Annotated in this window: 19 protein-coding genes; 5 read left to right on the top strand and 14 right to left on the bottom strand. The window is 71.8% G+C overall.

Features of this window, described 5'->3' with window-relative positions; genetic code table 11:
- Positions 1–42 precede the first annotated feature (42 nt).
- A complete protein-coding gene (locus C3488_RS23805) occupies positions 43–510 on the top strand; it encodes an NUDIX hydrolase (RefSeq protein WP_258053618.1) in 468 nt (155 codons plus the stop codon).
- Between the two features lie 150 nt (positions 511–660).
- Here C3488_RS23805 and C3488_RS23800 read toward each other — a convergent pair whose 3' ends face one another.
- Positions 661–1,227: a GNAT family N-acetyltransferase gene (locus C3488_RS23800; RefSeq protein WP_103842562.1), complete on the bottom strand. Its 567-nt coding sequence runs from the start codon at positions 1,225–1,227 to the stop codon at positions 661–663.
- A 235-nt stretch (positions 1,228–1,462) separates the two neighbouring features.
- Between C3488_RS23800 and C3488_RS23795 the strand changes: the two genes are divergently transcribed.
- On the top strand, positions 1,463–2,692 hold the full coding sequence (locus tag C3488_RS23795) for a glycosyltransferase (RefSeq protein WP_103842597.1): 1,230 nt from the start codon (positions 1,463–1,465) through the stop codon (positions 2,690–2,692).
- 103 nt (positions 2,693–2,795) lie between these two features.
- Here C3488_RS23795 and C3488_RS23790 read toward each other — a convergent pair whose 3' ends face one another.
- Both C3488_RS23790 and pepN read right to left on the bottom strand, forming a co-directional pair.
- Complete coding sequence (locus C3488_RS23790; protein ID WP_103842560.1) at positions 2,796–3,848, bottom strand: hypothetical protein; 1,053 nt, start codon at positions 3,846–3,848, stop codon at positions 2,796–2,798.
- A gap of 201 nt (positions 3,849–4,049) precedes the next feature.
- Positions 4,050–6,659 (bottom strand): aminopeptidase N, encoded by a 2,610-nt coding sequence (gene pepN / locus C3488_RS23785; protein ID WP_103842559.1) that lies wholly within the window; start codon positions 6,657–6,659, stop codon positions 4,050–4,052.
- Positions 6,660–6,819: 160 nt separating this feature from the next.
- On the opposite strand from pepN, the gene C3488_RS23780 reads away from it, so the two are divergent.
- A complete protein-coding gene (locus tag C3488_RS23780) occupies positions 6,820–7,482 on the top strand; it encodes a DsbA family protein (protein WP_103842558.1) in 663 nt (220 codons plus the stop codon).
- A gap of 76 nt (positions 7,483–7,558) precedes the next feature.
- Here the strand turns inward: C3488_RS23780 and C3488_RS23775 are convergent, their stop codons facing one another.
- The 9 genes from C3488_RS23775 to C3488_RS23735 form a co-directional block, all read right to left on the bottom strand.
- Positions 7,559–7,789: a hypothetical protein gene (locus C3488_RS23775; RefSeq protein WP_146067914.1), complete on the bottom strand. Its 231-nt coding sequence runs from the start codon at positions 7,787–7,789 to the stop codon at positions 7,559–7,561.
- A 23-nt stretch (positions 7,790–7,812) separates the two neighbouring features.
- On the bottom strand, positions 7,813–8,814 hold the full coding sequence (locus C3488_RS23770; RefSeq protein WP_103842555.1) for an NAD(P)-dependent oxidoreductase: 1,002 nt from the start codon (positions 8,812–8,814) through the stop codon (positions 7,813–7,815).
- A 134-nt stretch (positions 8,815–8,948) separates the two neighbouring features.
- Entirely contained in the window at positions 8,949–10,325 is a 1,377-nt protein-coding gene (locus C3488_RS23765; RefSeq protein WP_103842553.1) for an amino acid permease, read from the bottom strand.
- Positions 10,326–10,446: 121 nt separating this feature from the next.
- Positions 10,447–11,337 carry a TauD/TfdA family dioxygenase gene (locus tag C3488_RS23760; RefSeq protein ID WP_103842551.1) on the bottom strand — a complete coding sequence of 297 codons (891 nt, stop codon included), beginning with the start codon at positions 11,335–11,337 and terminating at the stop codon, positions 10,447–10,449.
- An 11-nt stretch (positions 11,338–11,348) separates the two neighbouring features.
- Positions 11,349–12,692, bottom strand: a complete 1,344-nt coding sequence (locus C3488_RS23755) for an LLM class flavin-dependent oxidoreductase (RefSeq protein WP_103842549.1) — start codon at positions 12,690–12,692, stop codon at positions 11,349–11,351.
- Complete coding sequence (locus tag C3488_RS23750; RefSeq protein WP_103842547.1) at positions 12,689–13,462, bottom strand: ABC transporter ATP-binding protein; 774 nt, start codon at positions 13,460–13,462, stop codon at positions 12,689–12,691. Before C3488_RS23750 ends, C3488_RS23755 begins: the two co-directional genes overlap by 4 nt.
- Positions 13,438–14,277, bottom strand: a complete 840-nt coding sequence (locus C3488_RS23745) for an ABC transporter permease (RefSeq protein WP_103842545.1) — start codon at positions 14,275–14,277, stop codon at positions 13,438–13,440. Before C3488_RS23745 ends, C3488_RS23750 begins: the two co-directional genes overlap by 25 nt.
- A gap of 5 nt (positions 14,278–14,282) precedes the next feature.
- Complete coding sequence (locus tag C3488_RS23740) at positions 14,283–15,350, bottom strand: ABC transporter substrate-binding protein (RefSeq protein WP_103842543.1); 1,068 nt, start codon at positions 15,348–15,350, stop codon at positions 14,283–14,285.
- 252 nt (positions 15,351–15,602) lie between these two features.
- Positions 15,603–16,802 carry an ROK family transcriptional regulator gene (locus C3488_RS23735; RefSeq protein WP_103842541.1) on the bottom strand — a complete coding sequence of 400 codons (1,200 nt, stop codon included), beginning with the start codon at positions 16,800–16,802 and terminating at the stop codon, positions 15,603–15,605.
- 447 nt (positions 16,803–17,249) lie between these two features.
- On the opposite strand from C3488_RS23735, the gene C3488_RS23730 reads away from it, so the two are divergent.
- Positions 17,250–17,831, top strand: coding sequence for a biotin transporter BioY (locus C3488_RS23730; protein ID WP_103842539.1), 582 nt, complete (start codon positions 17,250–17,252; stop codon positions 17,829–17,831).
- Here the strand turns inward: C3488_RS23730 and C3488_RS23725 are convergent.
- Positions 17,818–19,155, bottom strand: coding sequence for an FAD-binding oxidoreductase (locus C3488_RS23725; protein WP_103842537.1), 1,338 nt, complete (start codon positions 19,153–19,155; stop codon positions 17,818–17,820). The genes C3488_RS23730 and C3488_RS23725 overlap by 14 nt on opposite strands.
- Positions 19,156–19,217: 62 nt before the next feature.
- A complete protein-coding gene (locus tag C3488_RS23720) occupies positions 19,218–20,687 on the bottom strand; it encodes an amino acid permease (protein WP_181139164.1) in 1,470 nt (489 codons plus the stop codon).
- 268 nt (positions 20,688–20,955) lie between these two features.
- Here C3488_RS23720 and C3488_RS23715 point away from each other — a divergent pair, with 268 nt between their 5' ends.
- Positions 20,956–21,441 carry a ribose-5-phosphate isomerase gene (locus C3488_RS23715; protein ID WP_103842535.1) on the top strand — a complete coding sequence of 162 codons (486 nt, stop codon included), beginning with the start codon at positions 20,956–20,958 and terminating at the stop codon, positions 21,439–21,441.
- The last annotated feature ends 84 nt before the right edge of the window (positions 21,442–21,525 follow it).

Raw genomic sequence — 21,525 nt, 5'->3', positions numbered from 1 at the left:
CCCCCCTGCCGATCCGGCAGGCGGCGGGCTAACGTGCCCCGAGTGCGTACACGACTGAGGGTGGCGGCCTACGCCATCTGCGTTCGCGACGGCCGGCTCCTGCTCGCCCGCGGGTGGGCCCCCGACGGCACCCCCGAGTGGACCCTGCCCGGCGGCGGCATGGAGCACGGCGAGGACCCCCACGACACCGTGGTGCGGGAGGTGGAGGAGGAGACCGGCTACCGCATCGAGGTCACCGGGCTGCTCGGTGTGGACTCGATCCGCCGCCGATTCCGCCGCGGCTTCGGCCGCACCGTGGACCACCACGGTGTACGGCTCGTCTACGAGGGCCGGGTGGTCGGCGGTGACCTGCGCAACGAGATCGGCGGCTCCACGGATCTGGCCGCCTGGCAGGACACGGCCGCCGTGCCCGGGCTCAGACGGGTGGGGCTCGTCGATACAGGACTCGCGCTGTGGCGGGAGCGTCCCGCGGCGGGGCGCATCGTGCCGGCTGGGCCGCCCGAGGGATGAGGCCCCCCGCGCCGCGGGGGGCGCACGGACCGACCGGTCCTGGTCCGCGCGGCGAACGGGTCGGGCGGACGCACGCGGACAGGCCCGTCCGGAGCCGGCCGCGTCACCCGCCCGCGTCATGACGGCGCCGGGGCGCAAGGGCTGAGCGACTCACGCCGTGCGCGGCAGCACCAGCTCCGCCCTCTCCACGACCGGCTCCCGCGGCCCCGTCGAGCGGTTCGCGGTCGTCGGGCCCTGTGGGGCCGGGCCCGTGAAGCGGAAGGAGAGCGCGGCGAGGAAGCGGCGACCCCGGTCCCAGTCCGTCGGAACCGTCGCGGTCACACGGGCGGTGCCCGAGGCGGCCGCGTGGTTCAGCAGCACGGTGGCCAGGGGGCGGGCCGCTCCCGTGCCCCACAGGGAGGGGTGCAGCAGGAACAGGCCCACCGCGCAGGCGTCCGGGTCCGGGTGGTGCAGCACCGCGTCGACGAGCCCCACCACCGGGCCGTCGGTGTCCTCGGTCACCACCAGGATCCGTTTGTCCTGCCAGGCGGCTCCCGGTGGCAGGCTGTAGTACAGGCTCTGCAGGTCGGCGGGGCCCGAGGGCAGTCCCGTGGCCGCCTCGAAGTACTCCGCGCTCGCCTCGAAAAGGGACGTCACGCCCGGCTCGTCGTCGGGTGCGGCCTCGCGGACGGTGTACCGGCGCCCGTCCTCCGTGGTCGCGGTGATCGGCTCGGTCATCGGGTCATCGTCACATCGGCCGCAGTCCCTGGCCACCGAAAATACGGTGTGCCACTGGATCACGGTGTACAAGACCGGCGAATTACGGCGTAACCCAGCCGACCCGGACATGAGACGTCGTGTTCATCCGCTCGAAACATTTGTGCCGCCTCATAGCGACAACCCGCTGTTCACGGGGATGGTTCGACACTTGTGCAAGGCGGGTGGTCACGTGCGCGTACGGCACGAACTGCGCGTGCTGTCGGTCTACGACGGCTTCTTCTCCGGGGGCGCCCGGATCCTCCACAGCGACGTCGTGCTGGGGCTGCGCGAAGGCGGCCAGCACCACCGGGTGCTCAGCGTCCACGGGGAAGTGGTCCGTGAGGCCACCCGGCAGGCCATGCGGGACGACGCCTGCTACCGCTCGCTGACCGCGGCCGGGGTGGAGGTCACGTCCCTGGGCCGCACCTTCGGGCTGACCGGGGCCCCGGCCGTCGATCCGGCCGTCTTCAGCGGGCCGGAGCTGGCGGAGACGGCGCGGGCGATGGCGGGGGCCGACGTCGTCCTGTCGCTCAAGGAGCAGCCGCTCGGCCTGCTCAACCAGGCGGGCCTGCCGCGCCGCCCGGTGATCGTCTGCCTGCACCGCTCCGACCCGGAGAACCAGGGCGGGGCGCTCGCCGAGCTGAAGGCCGCCATCGCGGACGGCACCGTGGTCGCCTGCGTCTGCTGCGCCGAGTCCACCCGGGAGGCCTACCGGGCCGCCGGGATCCCGGCCGAGCTGCTGCACGTCATCCCCAACGGGGTCGACCTGCTGCGCTTCCGCCCCGACCCGAGCCGGCGTCTTCGCATGCGGGAGGTGCTCGGCATCCCGGACACCGCACCGGTCGTCGTCTTCGCGGCCCGCTACGACGCCATGAAGAACGTTCCGCTGTTCCTGCGCGCCGCGCACGCCTGGCTGCGCCGTGAGCCCGCCGGGCACGTGCTGATGTGCGGCGCGGGCATGACCGGGGACCAGCCGGGGCTGGCCGCCGACATCCGGGAGGTCTTCGGCGAGGACACGCGGCTCACCGAGCGGCTGCACGCGCTGGGCGTCCGGCGCGACATGGAGACCGTCTACGCCGCCTCCGACGTGGTGGCGCTGACCTCGTCCTGGGGCGAGGCGGCCCCGCTGTGCCTGATCGAGGGCATGATGTGCGGAGCCGTCCCGGTCGCCACGGACGTGGGGGACAGCGCGCTGATCGTGTCCGGGCACGGCCACCTCACCCCGCCGGACCCCGACGCGATCGCCCGGGCCTGGACCGAGGCCGTCGCCGCGCGCACCGACCTCGCGCCCGTCCTCGCTCGCAGCCGCGAGCGCTTCAGCCGCACCCGCATGATCGCCTCGTACGCCGACCTCATCGACCGCGTCCACGCGGAGGCGATGCGGCCCACCCCGCCGGAGCCGGAGCCCGCGCTCCCCGAACCGCCGCTCCCGGACCCGCTCTGACGCTCGCCGGCGCCCCCGGGCCGAACCGGACCCGGGCACGAGGAGGGGCCGCCGACACCTGTCGGCGGCCCCTCCTCTCCCCTCCTCGTGCCACCCCGGTCGGTCACCGGGGCAGCACCTCCACCGGCGCGGCCGGCTCCCGGTCCAGGGACGCCATCAGCGCCGTACGGACCACCGTCGCCTGCTGCTCCGGACAGTCGCGCAGCTTCTTCGGCGTCAGGTACACGACCGTGATGCCGAGCCGCTCCAGCTGCTCGCGCTTGCGGGCGTACTCCGACCACAGCGCGTCCTCGTCCTGGCGCGGGGCGCGGGTGTCCAGTTCCAGCGCCACCGCCTGCTCGGGCCAGTACGCGTCCAGGCCGCCGAGGTAGGGGCCGCCCGGCAGCCTCAGGTCCACGTTCCAGACCGGGTCCGGCAGCCCGTGCTCGCGCACCATCCGGTACAGGCGGTCCTCCGCGACCGCCCGGCTCTCCGCCAGCAGCGCGTCCACGGCGTCCACCACGTGCGGGCGGCTCAGCAGCCGCGCCTGGTTCAACTCCCGTACCAGCGCGGCTGGTTCGCAGTGCCCGTCGCGGACCGCCTCGGTCAGCAGGCGGCGCACCACGACCGCGTCCGGCACCTGGGCCACCGCGTCGGCCAGGGCGCGCGCGACCGGGGCCACGGGCACGCCGGTCACCAGCCGGGGGTCGGGCAGCGACGGGGTGCGGACCACCCGGGCGCAGCCGGTGCTGCGCAGCCGGCGCGTCCGCGGCACCAGGACGTCGATCTTCTCCAGCGACGACAGCCCGGGCGCGGAGGCGAAGCCGTACAGAGCGAGAGCGGCCAGGCCGGTGAGCACCGCGTCCGTGTACGGCAGCGGGCGGTGCGCAGTGCCCGCGCCGGGCTGGGCCGGGACCGCGGGGACGGGGTCGGCGAGCGAGGAACGGGCCGCGTACAGCAGCACCCCGTGCAGTCGTTCCTCGGAGGTCGGCGGGCCGGGGTGCAGCAGGTACACACCGGGCAGGAACTGCTGCCAGGGGCCGCCAGGCCGGCACTTCCCGGTGGTCTCGGCGGCGGTCACTCCGTGGGCGCGCAGCTGGGCGGTGGTCAGCACCCGGCGCTGCACGTCGGACAGATGGCGGAGGGGGCGGGGGGAGAGCGGGGTGTTGTGGTTCATGATCCCGGGTTTCCCGCCCCCGGTCCGTCCTCTAACCGCTGTTACACGCCTGTCGACAAATGCGGACAACACGGCGCTAAAGTACGTGCGTTCGACTGCCGAAAGGGGCTGGTCCGGACGGGGGACGCGGAAGGTTACGGGTTCCGGTACTCCTATTTCGTCACCGTCGTCCCGCCGCGCCCGTCAACCACCGTCCCCGCGTCAGCGAGCCGCCGCGTCACAGGCCTGCCCCCGCAGGGCGCGCGCCAGATCGTCGCGGGCCTCCAGCACCAGCCGTCGCAGTGCCGGCGGGGCGTCCTCGTGCGCGGCGAGCCACGCGTCCGTCGCCTCCAGCGTCTGCGGCGAGTCCTGCAGCGCCGGGAACAGGCCCCTGACCACGTGCATCCCGATCTGGATGGACCGCTCCGCCCACACCCGCCCGATCGCCGCGAAGTACTTCTCCGCGTACGGCGCGAGCAACTCCCGCTGGGAGGGCTGCACAAAGCCCGCGATGGTCGCCTCGACGAGCGCGTTCGACAGCGCGTCGGACTCGACGACCTGCGCCCACGCCTGCGCCTTGACCGCGGCCGAGGGGCGCGAGGCCAGGCAGCGGACCTGATGGCGCTTGCCGGAGGCCGTGTCGTCGCGGGCCAGTTCGGCGGCGAGCACCGACTCGTCGGCGGCCCCGTGCGCGGCCAGCGGCCGCAGGAACGCCCAGCGCAGCTCCTGGTCCACCTCGAGCCCGTCGATCTTGTCCGTGCCGTCCAGCAGACCCCGCAGCAGCCGCAGGTCGGACTCCTGGGACGCCACCGCCGCGAAGAACCGCGCCCAGGTCAGCTGGTGCTGGCTGCCCGGCTCGGCCTGCCGCAGCTCACGCAGCGCGCCCTCGGCCAGCAGCCGCCCGCCCGTCTCCCGCCACGCGGGCGCGGCGTAGTACGTCAGCGCGGAGTCGGCCCAGGTGTGCAGCATCTGCAGCACGCCGATGTCGGACTCCCGGCCGGCGAACCGCAGCACCAGGTCGACGAAGTCCCGCGCCGGCAGCAGCGCGTCCCGGGTCAGGTTCCACAGCGCCGACCAGCACAGCGCACGGGCCAGGGGGTCGGTGATGTCGCCGAGACGGTCCTTAAGGGTCGCCAGCGAGGTGTCGTCGAAGCGGATCTTGCAGTAGGTGAGGTCGTCGTCGTTGACCAGGACCAGCTCCGGTGGCTCCGACCCCGCCAGGTCACCGACCACCGTCCGCGGACCGTGCACGTCCACCTCGGCGCGCGCGTACCGCACGAGCGCGCCGTCCTCGGTGCGGTACAGGCCCACCGCCACCCGGTGCGGCCGCAGCTCATGGATGCCCGTCGGCGGAGCCGACTGATGGGCGGGGCCGGCCGCCTCCTGGAGCACCGACAGCTCCGCGATCCGCCCGTCCTCACCCAGCAGCACCTGCGGAGTCAGGGAGTTGACCCCCGCCGTCTGCAGCCAGGAGCGCGCCCAGGACGTCATGTCCCGGCCGCTCGTCTCCTCCAGCACCGACAGCAGATCGGTCAGGCGCGTGTTGCCGTAGGCGTTCCGCTTGAAGTAGCGGCGGGCGCCCTCCAGGAACGCGTCCCGCCCGACGTACGCCACCAGCTGCTTCAGCACGGACGCGCCCTTGGCGTAGGTGATGCCGTCGAAGTTGAGCTTCGCGTCCTGGAGGTCGCGGATGTCCGCCGTGATCGGGTGCGTGGAGGGCAGCTGGTCGGCGCGGTACGCCCACGCCTTGCGGTTGTTGGCGAAGGTGATCCAGCCGCTCGTGAACCGGGTCGCCTCCACCAGCGAGAACGAGCCCATGAAGTCCGCGAAGGACTCCTTCAGCCACAGGTCGTCCCACCAGGCCATGGTCACCAGGTCGCCGAACCACATGTGGGCCATCTCGTGCAGGACCACATTGGCCCGGCGCTCGTAGGACGCCCGGGTGACCTTGCCGCGGAAGACGAACTCCTCGGTGAAGGTCACGAGCCCCGGGTTCTCCATCGCGCCGAGGTTGTACTCGGGCACGAACGCCTGGTCGTACTTGCCGAACGGGTACGGGTAGTCGAAGTGGTCGTGGAAGAAGTCCAGGCCCTGCTTGGTGACCAGGAAGACGTCGTCCGCGTCGAAGTGCCGGGCCAGACCCTTGCGGCACATCGCGCCGAGCGGGATCTCCAGGCTCGTGCCGTCGTCGAGGGTGCGGGTGTAGGTGTCGGTGACGTAGTGGTACGGGCCCGCCACGACGCAGGTGATGTACGTCGAGATCGGCTTGGTCTCCGCGAACCGCCACACCCCGTCGTGCTTCTCGCCGGCGCCGTTGCTCCACACCGTCCAGCCCTCGGGGGCCCGGACCTCGAAACGGAAGGGGGCCTTGAGGTCGGGCTGCTCGAAGTTCGCGAAGACGCGGCGGGCGTCGGCGGGCTCGTACTGGGTGTACAGGTACACCGCTCCGTCCTCCGGGTCGACGAAGCGGTGCAGGCCCTCACCGGTGCGGGAGTAGGCGCACTGGGCGTCGACCACCAGCTCGTTCTCGGCGGCCAGGTCCTCCAGCAGGATGCGGGTGCCGTCGAAGACCTCGCCGGGGTCGAGGTCCGTGCCGTTGAGGGACACCGCGCTGACGCTCGGGGCGATCAGGTCGGCGAAGCTCGACGCGCCCGGCTCGGCGCAGCGGAAGCGGATCGTGGTGACCGAGCGGAAGGTGCGCGGCTCGGCGTCCACGTCGCCGGGTGCCTCGCCCACGGCGGAGCGCAGGTCGAGCGACACGTCGTACCCGTCGACGGACAGCAGGGCGGCCCTCTCCTGGGCCTCGTCGCGGGACAGGTTCTCACCGGGCACGGGCGGCACTCCTTGGCGGCTGCTGGGTGGCACGGACAGGACCGATCCTGCCATGCGCCCCTGACCTGGGGCAGCCGGGAATACGGCGGGGGTGCGAGGGAATGACGTGGGCGGCGCACCCGTTGTTGCGGAATGAACATCCGTGCTTCCGAGGAGAGCCATGTCCGAGACCGCGACCGCTTCCGGCAAGACCCCCGTCGACTTCTGGTTCGACCCGCTGTGCCCCTGGGCCTGGATGACCTCCCGCTGGGTGCTGGAGGTGGAGAAGGTCCGGGACATCGAGGTGCGCTGGCACATCATGAGCCTGGCCGTGCTCAACGAGGACAAGCTCGACCAGCTGCCCGAGGAGTACCGGGAGATGCTGGCGACCAAGGCGTGGAAGCCGGTGCGGGTGGTGACGGCGGCGTGGCAGAAGCACGGTGCGGACGTCCTCGGGCCGCTGTACACCGCGCTCGGCACGCGCTTCCACAACCAGGACGAGGGCCCGACGCTCGAGGCGATCGCGGCGGCGCTCGAGGAGGTCGGTCTGCCCGCCGATTTGATCGACTACGCCGAGCAGGAGGACTTCGAGTTCGATGCGCAGCTGCGCGCCTCGCACAAGGAGGGCATCGAGAAGGTGGGGCAGGAGGTGGGCACACCGGTGATCGCGGTGCCGGGCCCGGACGGGGAGCAGATCGCCTTCTTCGGACCGGTGGTGACACCGGCGCCGAAGGGCGAGGACGCGGCGAGGCTCTGGGACGGCACGCTGGCGGTCGCGTCGGTGCCGGGCTTCTACGAGATCAAGCGGACGCGGACGAAGGGGCCGGACTTCAGCAACCTGTAGTCCTCACCGCCGGGTACCGCCGGACCAGGTGGACGGGGCGTCGCAGCCACGGTTGGCGCGGCGCCCCGTCCGTTGTCTAGTACTCCTCGGGCAACGTCGCCCCCGTCCTCCAGTGGTCCTTGCGCTGGATGCGACGGCAGCCGGGCCGTGCGCAGCGGTGGTAGTCCTTCGCGACGAAGGGATGGCCCTCCAGGACCGGCCGGAGGGCCTCCTCGGCCGCCGCCTTCTCCGCGTCCCCCTCCAGCTCCCGGAAGTCCTGCATCGTGTCCCCGCAGTTGGGGCACCGCCGGTATGCCCGGTAGGTCATGGCTGTCTCCTCGCTCTGCCCGATCACGCCAGGGAGTGCGCCGGGGGCTCCCCGCGCACCCAGCGGCCCACCTCCTCCGCCGCGAGCCCGGCCGCCTTCTCGGCCGCCGCACGGCTCGACCCGCCGAGGTGGGGGGTCAGGACCAGCCGTTGTGTCAGAGCGAGGAGACGGGAGCCCGGCGGCAGCGGCTCGTGCGCACACGTGTCGAGGGCCGCCGCCGACAACTGCCCGCTCTCCAGCGCGTCGCACAGCGCGTCCTCGTCCAGCAGCTCCCCGTCCGCCGCGTTCACCACCACCGCGCCGCGCGGCAGCAGGGCCAGCTCACGAGCCCCGATCAGGCCCCGGGTCCCGGAGGTGAGCGGGGGGTGCAGGCTGATCACCCGGGAGCGGCGCAGCAGGTCGTCGAGCGAGCCGATCCGCAGCCCGTGCACCTCGCCGCGCACATACGGGTCGTAGACCATCACCCGCGCCCCGAACGCGCACAGCACCCGCGCGACCCGGCTGCCCACCGCGCCATGACCGATCAGGCCGACCGGCAGGTCCTCCAGCTCCTGGCCGGCGTGCTCGTACGTGGGGGACGCGGGGCCCTGCCATCTCCCTTGCCGGGTCAGGAATTCGTGGGCCTGAGGGATGCCGCGCAGTGCGGCCAGCATCAGGCCGAGCGTGAACTCTGCGGTGGCCGCCGCCTCGCCGCCGGCCGCGCGGCACACCCGGATGCCGTGAGCCTTGGCCGCGTCGAGGTCGACGTCCACCGGGCCGCCCCGGCACACCACCACCAGCCGCAGCTCCGGCGCGGCGGCCAGCACCCGCTCGGTGACCGGGCCGCCGCGGGTGACCAGGACCTGGGCGTCCGCCAGCGCCTTGACCAGCTCCTCGTCGGTGTCGTCCGCGCCCTCCGCGAGCGCCAACTCTCTCACTTCGCAGGGATGTTCTTCCATCTCGTGGCGTACGGCCGCCGCGATCAGCGACGGCAGGACGAAGCGGTCACCCGCGGCCACCACACGTACCGGGTCGGTCGACTCCATCGGCTCCCCTTCCCGTCCCCGTCCCCTCATGGGAACGGCTTGTCGACCGAGGGTGATCCCGTGGTGGCGGACCGTCAATCCCACGTGCGACGGAAAGTGGGGCGCCGCGGGACCGCGACGCGCCGGTCCCGGCGTCAGCGCCCGGCGCGCGCCCTCTGCCAGGCGTAGCCGACGACCGCCAGGAACAGGGTCATCCCGCCCGTCGAGTACAGCTGCACGCGGGTGTCCGGCTGCCGGGCCATCAGCACGAAGATCGCCGCCATGCCGGCCAGCGCGAGCCACGTCAGCACGGGGAACGCCCACATCCGCACGACCAGCCTGCCCGGCGCCTCCCGCTCCAGGCGGCGGCGCAGGCGCAGCTGCGAGACCGCGATGAAGACCCAGACGACCAGGATCACCGCGCCGATCATGTTCAGCAGCCAGGGGAAGACGTCGTCCGGCCGCCAGTAGCTCAGCACCACGCACACGAACCCGAAGACCGAGGACGCCAGCACCGCGACCCGGGGGACGCCACCGGAGACCCTGCCCAGCGCCTTCGGACCCTGGCCGCGCTCCACCAGCGAGTACGCGATGCGCGAGGAGCCGTAGATGTTCGCGTTCATCGCGGACAGCAGCGCGACCAGCACCACCACGTTCATCAGCTGCCCGGCACCCGGAATGCCCAGGTGGTCCAGGGCGGCCACGTACGGGCCCTTCTCGACGACCTCCTTGGCGTTCCACGGGACCAGCGTGACGATGACCGCCATCGAGCCGACGTAGAACACCGCGATGCGCCACATCGCGGTACGCACCGCGCTCGCCACACCCCTGACCGGGTCCTGCGACTCGGCCGCCGCGATGGTGACCGTCTCCAGGCCGCCGTACGCGAACACCGACGCGAGCAGGCCGATGACCAGGCCCTCGCTGCCGTGCGGCAGGAAGTCGGTCAGGTGCGAGGCGCCGGGGGAGTCGGTGCCGGGCAGCACGCCCGCGATCGCCAGCACGCCGAGCACCAGGAACAGGGTGATCGCGCCGACCTTCAGCGCGGCGAACCAGAACTCGAACTCGCCGAAGTTCTTCACTGCGGCCAGGTTGGCCCCGCAGAAGACCACCATGAACAGCGCCACCCACGCCCATTCCGGGGTGCCGGGCAGCCATCCGGTGACGATCTTCGCGGCGCCGATGCCCTCCAGGCCGACCGCCGTGCACAGCAGCACCCAGAACGACCAGCCCGCGGTGAAGCCCGCCCAGGGGCCGATGGCCCGCTCGGCGTGCGCGGAGAAGGAGCCCGACGACGGATAGGCGGCCGACATCTCGCCGAGCATCCGCATCACCAGCATGACGAGCAGACCGGAGACGGCGTACGCGATCACGATCGACGGCCCGGCGGCGGCGATGCCCGCGCCGGACCCGACGAACAGGCCGGCGCCGATCACCCCGCCGAGGGCGATCATCGACAGATGGCGCTGCTTGAGGCCGTGGGAGAGGGAGACGTCGTCGGTCGGCGGCGTCTCGACGGTGGTGCTGGGCATGGGCGCGGCTCGTCCCGTACGTGAGAGGGGGCAAAACGCCCACAGTGTGGGCAGCCTCTCCGGTGGGACGGAGAGGCTGCCCACTATCCGGACGCCGGATGTACGGTCGGTGACCCTCCGGTTACGCGGCGACCGGCGTGTAGTGCGAGGCGTCGCCCTCGATGGAGTAGCTCTCCTTGCCCTCGATGCCGACCGGGACGTCACCGGCGACGGTCACCCGGTGCAGCCGGCGCGGCTGCCCGTCGTAGTTGTCGATGGCGTAGTGCTGGGTGATCCGGTTGTCGAAGAGCACCAGCTCGTTCTCCGCCCAGCGGTGGCGCAGGATGTTCTCCGGGCGGGTGACGTACGCCTGGAGCAGCTCCAGGATCTTCCGGGACTCGCCGACCGACAGGCCGACGATCCGCTGCGCGAACCCGCCGATGAACAGCCCGCGCTCCCCGGTCAGCGGATGGACGCGGACGACGGGGTGGGCGGTGCGGTACCTGATCGAGGTGAACTGGGCGCGCTGGGCGGCCTTCTCCTCGTCGATCTCCTCCTCCGGCACCGCGTAGTCGTAGTCGTTGGTGTGCTCGGCCCACAGGGTGTCGGCCAGGCGGCGCAGCGGTTCCGGCAGGTCGCGGTAGGCCGCCGCCGCGTTGGCGATCAGCGTCTCGCCGCCGTAGGGCGGGATCGTGATCGAGCGCAGGGTGCTGGCCTGAGGCGGGTTGAGGACGAAGGTGACGTCGGTGTGCCAGTGGTTGGCGCGGCCCCGCTCACTGTCCACGGGCAGCACGTTCGGGGCGCCCTCGACGGCGCCGACCGTCGGGTGGGCGGTGGTGAGGTCGCCCAACTGGCGGGCGAAGGCCTGCTGGCCCGCGTCGTCCAGGTCTCCGGCGTCGAAGACGAGTGCCTTGTGGGCGTTCAGGGCCTCGCGGATCGCGGTGACCTGCTCCTGGTCGAGCGGCTTGGTGATGTCGACTCCGGAGACCCGGGCGCCGATGCGTGCGGTGACCTTGGTGATCTCGATGGACATGGCGGGTCCTTTCAGGCGGTGGCGAGTGCGGGGGCCAGATACTGGTTGGCGGGGCGGGGGAGGCCGTAGCGCTCCCGCAGGGTCTGGCGGGGGCCGTACTCCGTGCGGAGCAGGCCGCGGGTGCGCAGGAGAGGTACGACGTGCTCGACGAACGCCTCCAGGCCGGAGGGCAGCACGGCGGGCATGATGTTGAAGCCGTCGGCGGCCCCTCGCGTGAACCAGGTCTCGATCTGGTCGGCGACCTGCTCGGGCGTCCCGGCGAAGGTGAGGTGCCCGCGTCCGCCGCCGAGCCGCCCGATCAGCTGCCGCACGGTCAGCCGTTCGCGCCGGGCCAGCTCCACGACGAGCGTGTAGCGGCTCTTGGCGCCCTCGATGGCGGACTCCGGCGGCAGATCGGCGGGGAGCAGGGCGTCCAGCTCCAGGGTCCCGGGCTCCAGGTGCAGCAGGCTCTCCAGGCGGCCCACCCCGTGGTCGTACACGATGTGGTCCTCCAGCAGCTGCTCGGCGGCCCTCGCCTCGGCCTCGGTCGAGCCGAGCACGGGGACGATGCCGGGCAGCACCTTGATGTGGTCGGGGTTGCGCCCCTCCCGCTCGGTGCGGGCCTTGAGGTCGGCGTAGAAGACCTGCGCGCCCTCGATGGTCTGCTGGGCCGTGAACACCGCCTCCGCGTACCGGGCCGCGAACGCCTTGCCGTCCTCCGAGGAGCCCGCCTGCACCAGCAGCGGGTAACCCTGCGGGGTGCGCGGCACGTTGAGGGCGCCGGCGACGCTGAAGTACCTCCCCTTGTGCCGGGGCGGATGGATCTTGCTGTCGTCGCCCCAGACCCCGGCCGCCTTGTCGGCGACGATGGCGTCGTCCTCCCAGCTGTCCCAGAGCTTGAGGGCCACGTCGAGGAACTCGGCGGCGCGCGCGTACCGCTCGGCGTGCGCGGGCTCGGCGTCCAGGCCGAAGTTGCGGGCGGCCTCGGCGCCCGCGGTGGTGACGATGTTCCAGCCCGCCCGGCCGCCGCTGACGATGTCCAGCGAGGCGAACCTGCGGGCCAGGTTGTAGGGGGAGTTGTACGAGGTGGAGGCGGTGGCGATCAGGCCGATGTGCTCGGTGGCCGTCGCCAGCGCGGTCAGCAGGGTGAGCGGTTCCAGGGCGCCGGCCGGCCGCTGGGCGAGGTTGTTCCACAGCTGGGGGCCGTCGGCGAGGAAGAGGGAGTCGAAGGTGCCGCGCTCGGCGGTCCGAGCCAGGCCGACGTAGTGCGCGAGGTCGACGTGCGCGTAGGGGTCGCTCTCCGGGAGCCGCCACGAGGCCTCGTGGTGACCGGTGTTCATCAGGAACGCGTTGAGGTGGAGCCTTCTCTGTGTCATGGACGGTCCTCCGTGACGCCAAGGGCGGCCAGCAGCCGCTCGCGGTATTCGCCCAGGACCGGCTCGCGGTAGGAGCGCGGATGCGGGCGGTCGATGGTCAGGTCCAGGCCGATACGGCCCTGGTCCAGGACGAGGACGCGGTCGGCGAGCACGATCGCCTCGTCCACGTCGTGGGTCACGAGCAGCACGGAGGGCCGGTGGCGCTGCCACAGCTCGCGCAGCAGGCCGTGCATCCTGATCCGGGTGAGTGCGTCCAGTGCCCCGAACGGCTCGTCCGCCAGGAGGAGTTGCGGCTCGCGGACCAGGGAGCGGGCCAGCGCGGCCCGCTGGGCCTCACCGCCGGACAGCTCGCCCGGCCAGGCCCGCTCGCGGCCCTCCAGACCCACCTCCGCGAGGGCGGCCCGGCCGCGCTCCTCGGCGTCCCTGCCGTCCAGGCCCAGCAGGACGTTGTCCAGTACGCGGCGCCAGGGCAGCAGCCGGGAGTCCTGGAAGACCACCGAGACCCGCTCGGGCGCGGTGATCTGCCCTCCCCCGAGCCCTCGGCTTCGCTCGCGCTGGGGGGACCCCCGTCCGGCCACCCCGTGGTCCAGTCCGGCGACGGCCCGCAGCAGGGTGGACTTGCCCGAGCCGCTGTGCCCCAGGAGGGCCGTGAACTGCCCGGCGGGCAGATCGAGGTCGATGCCGTCGAGGACCGTGCGGCCGCCGAACGACCGGGTCAGTCCCCGCAGTCGGACCGCGGGCCGGGTCAGCTGCTCAGTGTGCGGCGCCACGACAGCACCCTCCGTTCGACGAGGCGGACCACGCTGTCGGAGACCAGGCCGAAGACGCCGTAGATCAGCAGGCCGACCAGGATGACGTCGCTCTGGCCGTAGTTCTGCGCCTGGAACATCATGTAGCCGAGGCCGCTGGTGGCGTTGATCTGCTCCAGGACCACCAGGCCCAGCCAGGAGCCGGTCACGCCGAGCCGGAGTCCCACGAAGAATCCGGGCAGCGCGCCGGGGATCACCACCTGCCGGATGAAGGTGAATCTCGACAGGCCCTGCACCTCGGCGAGTTCGACGTACCGGCTGTCGATGCCGGACAGCGCGGAGTGCGTGTTCAGGTAGATGGGGATGTAGACGACGATCGCGATGATGGCGATCTTGAAGGTCTCGCCGATGCCCAGCCAGAGGATGAACAGCGGGATCAGACCGAGGGTCGGGATCGCCCGGTTGAGCTGCACGGTCCCGTCGATCAGCGCTTCCCCGGCCCGGCTGAGCCCCGAGGCGAGCGCCAGCAGCACCCCCGCGGTCAGGCCGATCGCGAAGCCGTACGCGGCCCGCTTCAGCGAGGTCAGCACATCCGTGGACAGCGTGCCGTCCGTCCACAGGTGGCCGGCCGTCCTCAGCACCGTCCAGGGCGCCGGGACGGCACCCGGGTCGAGCGCCCCCGCGGCCGAGGCGGCTGCCCACAGGGCGAGGACCGCCAGCGGGCCGATGAGCCGGGCGGCGGGCAGGCGACGCCCGGGGGAGAGCCGGCGGCGCCGGCGGACCTGGGGGAGTTCGCCGACGGCCGTCGCCGCCACGGCAGTCGTCGTCGTGGTCATGGCGCTCACCTCCGGTACTCCGCCGGTACGGCCCTGGCGGCGATGGACTCGAAGCGGTGGTCGAAGAGCGAGGACACGTCGAACTTCTTCACGAACCCGCCCTCGGCGAGCAGATCGGCGGTCTCCTGCTCCCACTTGATCGCCTCGTCCCAGGTCGGCGGGAACAGCGGCTTGTTGGCGAGCGCGGTGATGGACTTGGCCTGCTCCAGGGTCAGGTTCTGCGTCTTGACGTAGAACTCCTCGTCCCAGACCTCGGGGTGCTCGTACGTCCACACCTGGCCCTGGGCCCACCGGGGGATGTACGCGGCGATCGCGGCGGCCTTGGCCGGGTCGTCGAGCACCGACTGCGGCGCCCACAGCAGGTTCAGCAGGTCGACCACGTCGGTGGTGATGGTGTGGGCGCCCTTGGGCCCGTACTGCTTCAGATAGGCGGGTGCCTGGTTGTTGCCGAGCGGGGCCACGTCCACCTGCCCGGACTGAAGGGCGGTGAGGAACTGGTTGCTGGTGAGCGGGACCAGCTTCACGTCGTCGTACTTCAGGCCCGCCTTCCTCAGCGCCCGCAGCAGCACGACGCCCTGTGCCTGGCCCTGGGAGAAGGCCAGCCTCCTGCCCTTGAAGTCCTCGACGGTGCGGATGTCGCTGCCGGGTTTGGTGGCGAAGAGGTAGTTGGGCTTGCGGGTGATGCCGATCGCCACGATCTTCGCGGCGAAGCCCTGGTAGTGCGCCTGGATGGGCGGGATGCCCGCGTTGTTGGCGAGGTCCAGGGACTTGGCGCGGAAGGCGTTGATCACATCCGGGCCGGCCCCGATGTTCACCCAACTCGACACCGCGAACGGCAGCTCGGACAGTTTCGCCAGCTTGAACTGCAGCTGCTGCTGGTTCTGGTACGAGGCGATCTTCAGGCTGGTGCCGGCCGGGACCTTGTCGGCGAGTGGCCTGGTGGCGGCGCCCTCGGTGTCGGCGGCGGCACTGCCGCCCGCGCAGCCGCTGAGCCCGGCCACGGCGGCGGACGCGCCGAGCAGGGAGGTGAGAAACAGGCGGCGGTCGAGACCGGAGACAGATGGAGAAGGCATGGGAGGACTCCCTGGACGCACGGAGCGGAACAGAAAAAGAAAGGCAGGAGGAATTCCGGGCGGGCCGCAACGCCGGAAGTGGGGAATGCCGGGCGGGAAGGATGCCGGAAGAAGTGAACTCACGCAGGCGGAAACACGCGCTTCATGCGCGGCAATGTGTCAGCAACAGAGAGTGCGACAGCTCGTGAGCGGGTTCATGAGCATGATGTTCCCGGCCATGGACGACCCCTGTCAACATTCCGAGTTTCTGAATTAAATAGCCTCAGGTGACACGCCCAGTGGGTCCCGGAACAGCACGTCGAGAATCACCGAGCCGCCCGCGACCGCAAGCACGGAATCCGGGAAACTCGTCGGCACGACGGCCGCCGCCCGGCGCATTCCGGCCGCTTCCCGCAGCGCGTGCAGGCAGTCCTCGAAGTGCATGACACCCACCTCGGTCACCACGACCGTCTCCGGGTTCAGGACGTCCAGCAGCAGCCCGGCCGCCCTCCCGGTCGTCCGGGCCCGCTCCCTCAGCAGCCGCCGCGCCACCGCGTCCCCGGCCGCCGCCGCGGCCACCACGTGCATCGGGTTCACCCCGTCGATCACCCCGGCCGCACGCGCCCGCCGGCACAACGTCCGCTCGCTCAGCTCCACTTGCAGGCAGCCGGTACGGCCGCACGCGCACGGCTCGGTGCCGCCGGGCACCGGAAGGTGGGCGATCGCCCCGGCCTGGGAGCGCGGCCCGTGGTGCACCTCGTCGTTGGTGGCGAAGGCCGCGTCGACCACGTTGCCCACGAACAGGTGCAGCACGCTGCGGCTGCCCCGGGCCTGTCCGAACAGTCGTTCCCCGTTGACCAACGCGCGCGCGTGCCCGTCCACATGGACCGGCAGCCCGGTGCGGGCCTCGAGCAGGTCCCGCACCGGCACCTCGCGCCAGCCGAGCAGTTCGTGCTCGACCACGGTGCCCGTCTCCCGGTCCACCCAGCCGCCGGCCGCGACCCCGACTCCGAGCGGCCCGCGGCCCGTCGCCTCGGCGAGCAGTGCCTCGAGTCCTTCCGCGGCCCGGGCCAGCACCCAGCCGGGGTCGGTCCGCTCGTGCTTCACCTCCCGCCGGGCCACGACCCGTCCGCGCAGATCGAGCAGTGCGACCGTGGTGTACGGCACGGCCACATGCACCCCGCCGACCAGGAACCGCTCGGTGTCGAGATCGACGGGCACGTGCGGCCGGCCCACCCCGTTCGAGCGGCGCGGGGCCGCCTCCTCACGGATCAGCCCGAGCCCGGTCAGCCGGGCACAGTGCTCGGTGACGGACGCGGGCGACAGCCCGGTCAGCCGGGCGACGGTGCTGCGCGCCACCGGCCCGTGCTCCAGCACGGACCGCAGCACGACGCTGGCACTGGTACGCCGCCGGTCGCTGTCGGCGGCACGGGGGACAGGGGAGACAAGAGTGGATGCCGCGGTACGGGGCATGGAGAACCGTCCTCGGGAACGGGGCCGACACGTCTCGGAAGGCTCGAGGCGCGCCGGAGCCCGCCCCTACACCGGGCGGCGACAGGTGGCCGTGCCCTGGCGTCGCAGGTCGACGTAGCGACGCGACGTGAAGTTCCGGGCCTGGGCAACCATGCGTCCGAAGCTAGCAAAACGGCCCACCCCTGCCCAGACGGCGACCGACGGGCGAGACGGACCCCTCTCGGCTTTGGCGGGACCCTACAGTTCCCGGTCGCTGCCGGGGCGTGAGTGAAACGTCCTCATCTCAGTGACGTGTCTCACGCCTGATGATGTGTAAGGAGCATCCTTTGTTCGAAGTTCACGAACGCGCCGTTCCACCCTTTGTCGACCGCCGATGGTGATCGGCTCGAGGGCGCTGGGATAGCGTCACGCTGTCCCGACGTGTCCACACCACCCCGCGGAGTCCCCATGAGCACCGCCACCGCCACTGCCCGCCCCGGCGCAGTCCTCGCCGACCTGCTGCCGGCGTCCCGCGTCCGCGACGCGGCCCTCGTCGTCGGCGGCGCCGCGCTCACCGGCCTCGCGGCCCAGCTGTCGGTCCCCGTACCCGGATCCCCGGTGCCGGTGACCGGCCAGACCTTCGCCGCGCTTCTCGTCGGCACGGCGCTCGGCGCCCGCCGCGGCTTCCTCTCCCTCGCCCTGTACGTGCTCGCCGGTGTGGCCGGTGTGCCGTGGTTCGCGGGCGGCGCCTCCGGCGCGGGGGCCGTCTCCTTCGGCTATGTCATCGGCATGCTGCTCGCCTCGGCGGCCGTGGGCGCCCTGGCCCGCCGCGGCGCCGACCGCTCCCCGCTGCGCATGGCGGGCACGATGATCCTCGGCGAGGCGATCATCTACGCGGTCGGCGTTCCCTACCTGGCCCTGGCGGCCCACCTCTCCTTCGCCCAGGCGGTCGCGGCCGGCCTCACCCCGTTCCTGATCGGAGACGCCCTCAAGGCCGCCCTGGCGATGGGCGCGCTGCCCACCGCCTGGAAGTTCGTCAGCAAGCGCTGACGCCGTAGTTCCTGCGGAAGAGGTTCGCCGGGTCGTAGGTCTCCTTCAGCCCGGTGAGCCTCTTCCGCGTTTCCGGGTCGTACAGCCCGGCACCCCGGTCCCCGGCCCCGAAGGCGAAGTTGAGCGAGCGGCCCAGGCGATCGTCCGACAGCAGGGCGAACGCCGGGTCCAGTACGGCCCGCGCCCGCTCACGGTCCCCCACGGTCAACAGCCGCACCAGGAACCGCCCCTCGCGATACGGCACCGCGTTCGGCGCCGGCCGGGCCAGCGCCCCGCCCAGGTGGTTGACCTGCACGACGCACATCAGGCCCGCTTCGGGCCCGGTGCGCTTCAGCAGTTCCCCGGCCCGTTCGACGTCCAGCTCCCGCAGCACCGCGCTGTCGCCGTAGTAGGTGTGCGGGAAGTCCGGGTCGCTGTGGATGGTGTGGCTCTCGGCGTACGGCATCTCGCGCAGCGAGTCCGACAGCACCGGACCGATCTCCCGCAGCGGGGCCGTGAGCCGTTCGCCGTCCGCGCCCGTGTGGGCGACCCTGATCGACACGAGGTACCGGCCGCGCAGGTGCGGCGGCAGTGCGGGCAGGTCCGGGTACGGCACGGCGGCGAAGGAGGAGGTCAGCCCGTCCGGCACGGTCCGCGTCCATGCCTCGTACGCGCGCAGCACGGCCGCGGGGTCCACCTCGCGCCCGTCGAAGGAGAGCGAGCCGCCGTACAGCCTCCGCACCGGAACCAGGCCGATCTCCAGCTCGGTCACGATGCCGAAGTTCTGCCCGGCGCCGAGCAGCGCCCAGTACAGGTCGGGGTCGGACTCCAGGGTGACACGGCGGAGTGCGCCGTCGGCGGTGACGACCTCCAGCCACCGCACATGGTCGGCCGCGTAGCCGAACTCCCGTGCGAGGATGCCGAGTCCGCCGCCCAGGGTGTACGACACCGCGCCCACGCCCGGAGCCGAGCCGTTGAGCGGCGCCAGCCCGTACGGCTCGGCCGCCGCGACCACCTGCCCCCAGCGCACCCCCGCCTGTACGCGGACCGTGCGCGCCTCGGGGTCGACGGTGAGCCCGTCCAGCCGCCGGGCCGTGACGAGCAGCCCGCCCTCGTAGCCCCCGGGCAGTCCGTGTCCGGTGGCCTGCACGCCCACCGGCAGGTCTGCGGCGGCCGCGTACCGTACGGCGGCCACCACGTCCGCGGCCGACCGGACGGGCGCGATCACGGCCGGCCGTTGGACGAACCCGGTCTGGAATCCGGCGAGTTCGTGGTCGTAGTCGGCGTCGCCGGGGCGGAGCAGGGTCAGGTCTGCGCGGTTGTCCGTGTAGGTCATGCGACGCATGATGGCCGCATAACCTGACAGGTTCCGTCAGGTTATGCGGCCATGTTCCGAGGGGTGCCGGATCAGCCGACGGAGACCTTGTCGGCCGGTGCCTCGGCGGGGGTCGCCGGGTGGTTGCCCGCGACCCGCTCCTTCACCACGGCGATCACCAGCACCACCGCGGCGACGAGCAGCGACAGCAGCACCGTCTCACGTCCGTCGTGCTCGGTGTCGGTCAGCATGTAGCCGAGGACGAACACGATCAGCGCGGCCGTCGCCCAGGTCAGGTACGGGTACAGCCACATCTTGACGAGCAGCTTCTCCGGCGCCTCGCGCTGGATGATCTTCCGCATCCGCAGCTGCGAGAAGCAGATGACCAGCCACACGAACAGGGCCACCGCGCCACTGGAGTTGACCAGGAAGAGGAAGACCGAGTCCGGGAACTTGTAGTTGAAGAAGACGGCGACGAAGCCGAAGACGACGGACGCGACGATCGCGGCCATCGGCACGCCCCGGGACGTGGTCCGCGCGAACGCCTTCGGCGCGTCACCCCGCTGGCCCAGCGAGAAGGCCATGCGGGAGGCGGTGTAGAGCCCGGAGTTCAGACAGGACAGCACCGACGTCAGCACGATGACGTTCATGATCTGGCCGGCGTGCGCGATGCCGAGGGAGTCCAGGGCGGCGACGTAGGAGCCCTTGTCCTTGATCGACGGGTCGTTCCACGGCAGCAGCGAGACGACCACGAGGATCGAGCCCAGGTAGAAGACGGCGATACGCCAGATGATGCTGTTCGTCGACTTGGTGACCGCCCGCTGCGGGTCCTCCGACTCGCCGGCCGCCAGCGTGGCGATCTCGCTGCCCATGAAGGAGAACACGACCAGCAGCACACCGGTGAGGATGGCGCCCGGTCCGTGCGGCAGGAACCCGCCGTGGCCGGTCAGGTTGCCGAAGCTCGCCTTGTCGGTGTGCACGCCCGGCAGCACGCCGAAGACGGCGAGCAGACCGATGACGATGAACGCGCCGATCGCCACGACCTTGATCCCGGCGAACCAGAACTCGAACTCACCGTAGGAGCCGACGGAGACCAGGTTGGTCGCGGTCAGCACGATCATGACGATCAGAGCCCAGCCCCACTGCGGCACGGCCGGGACCCACTCGGAGAGGATCTTGGCGCCCGCGGTGGCCTCCACGGCGAGCACGACGACCCAGAAGAACCAGTACAGCCAGCCGATCGAGAAACCGGCCCAGCGGCCGAGCGCCCGGTCCGCGTGCGCGGAGAAGGAGCCCGAGGTGGGGTTCGCGGCGGACATCTCGCCCAGCATCCGCATCACCAGCACCACGAGCGTGCCGACGAGAGCGTACGAGAGCAGGATGCCGGGGCCGGCGGTGGCGATTCCGGAGCTGGAGCCGACGAAGAGGCCGGCACCGATGACGCCACCGATGGCGATCATCGACAGATGACGGTTCTTGAGTCCTGCCTGAAGGCCGCCGCCGGGTTCTCCGGTGCGGCCGGACGCGTTTCCGGCCTGGGTGGGGGTCGGCTGCGAAGTCATAAAGGGTGATTCCTTTGCGCCGGGTGTACGAGAAACAAGAGGGGACACACGTACGGACGGACACCTTCTGCCCCGTACGAGCGGAAGTACGGGGGCTCGTACGAGCGGTGTACGAGCCGGTCCAGTGAATCTGAGGCGAACAAATTCGGGAACCTTTGAATCCGGATTGTTACTTGAGGTTTTCTTGAGGTTCTATGGTGCAGCTCACACCTTTTCCTGGCTGTCACCCCGCGAGGCCGAGCCGCGACGGACGTGACACACTCGGACCATGCGCGTGTACCTCGGCTCCGACCATGCCGGTTTCGAACTGAAGAACCACCTCGTCGAGTGGCTCAAGGCCGCCGGGCACGAGCCCGTCGACTGCGGGCCCCACATCTACGACGCCCAGGACGACTACCCGCCGTTCTGCCTCCGCGCCGCGGAGCGGACCGCCGCGGACCCCGACGCCCTCGGCATCGTGATCGGCGGCTCCGGCAACGGGGAGCAGATCGCCGCGAACAAGGTGAAGGGCGTGCGTGCGGCCCTCGCCTGGAGCGAGGAGACGGCCTCGCTGGGCCGGCAGCACAACAACGCCAACGTCGTCGCCGTGGGCGCCCGGATGCACACGGTGGAAGAGGCGACGAAGTTCGTCGAGACGTTCCTGAACACGCCGTTCTCGGGTGACGAGCGGCATGCGCGGCGCATCGACATGCTGTCCTCGTACGAGACCACGGGCGAGCTGCCGCCGATCCCCGCGCATCACCCGCAGGGCTGAGAACCGGCAAGTCAGGGGCAGGGGGCGACGCAAGGAGGCGGTGGTGCCGCCTGGCGTCGCCCCGGCGTTGTGAAAGGTTGAGGG

Source organism: Streptomyces sp. Ru72 (assembly GCF_002920635.1).
Classification (GTDB): domain Bacteria; phylum Actinomycetota; class Actinomycetes; order Streptomycetales; family Streptomycetaceae; genus Streptomyces.
The sequence above is the reverse complement of the archived record's forward strand: the minus strand, read 5'-3'. Positions and strand labels throughout refer to the sequence as shown.

Bases quoted from the DNA above. Each gene is read 5' to 3' on its own strand.
- C3488_RS23800 (WP_103842562.1), bottom strand. From the start codon at position 1,227: ATGACCGAGCCGATCACCGCGACCACGGAGGACGGGCGCCGGTACACC.
- C3488_RS23790 (WP_103842560.1), bottom strand. From the start codon at position 3,848: ATGAACCACAACACCCCGCTCTCCCCCCGCCCCCTCCGCCATCTGTCC.
- C3488_RS23780 (WP_103842558.1), top strand. From the start codon at position 6,820: ATGTCCGAGACCGCGACCGCTTCCGGCAAGACCCCCGTCGACTTCTGG.
- C3488_RS23775 (WP_146067914.1), bottom strand. From the start codon at position 7,789: ATGACCTACCGGGCATACCGGCGGTGCCCCAACTGCGGGGACACGATG.
- C3488_RS23770 (WP_103842555.1), bottom strand. From the start codon at position 8,814: ATGGAGTCGACCGACCCGGTACGTGTGGTGGCCGCGGGTGACCGCTTC.
- C3488_RS23765 (WP_103842553.1), bottom strand. From the start codon at position 10,325: ATGCCCAGCACCACCGTCGAGACGCCGCCGACCGACGACGTCTCCCTC.
- C3488_RS23760 (WP_103842551.1), bottom strand. From the start codon at position 11,337: ATGTCCATCGAGATCACCAAGGTCACCGCACGCATCGGCGCCCGGGTC.
- C3488_RS23755 (WP_103842549.1), bottom strand. From the start codon at position 12,692: ATGACACAGAGAAGGCTCCACCTCAACGCGTTCCTGATGAACACCGGT.
- C3488_RS23745 (WP_103842545.1), bottom strand. From the start codon at position 14,277: ATGACCACGACGACGACTGCCGTGGCGGCGACGGCCGTCGGCGAACTC.
- C3488_RS23740 (WP_103842543.1), bottom strand. From the start codon at position 15,350: ATGCCTTCTCCATCTGTCTCCGGTCTCGACCGCCGCCTGTTTCTCACC.
- C3488_RS23735 (WP_103842541.1), bottom strand. From the start codon at position 16,802: ATGCCCCGTACCGCGGCATCCACTCTTGTCTCCCCTGTCCCCCGTGCC.
- C3488_RS23730 (WP_103842539.1), top strand. From the start codon at position 17,250: ATGAGCACCGCCACCGCCACTGCCCGCCCCGGCGCAGTCCTCGCCGAC.
- C3488_RS23725 (WP_103842537.1), bottom strand. From the start codon at position 19,155: ATGCGTCGCATGACCTACACGGACAACCGCGCAGACCTGACCCTGCTC.
- C3488_RS23720 (WP_181139164.1), bottom strand. From the start codon at position 20,687: ATGACTTCGCAGCCGACCCCCACCCAGGCCGGAAACGCGTCCGGCCGC.
- C3488_RS23715 (WP_103842535.1), top strand. From the start codon at position 20,956: ATGCGCGTGTACCTCGGCTCCGACCATGCCGGTTTCGAACTGAAGAAC.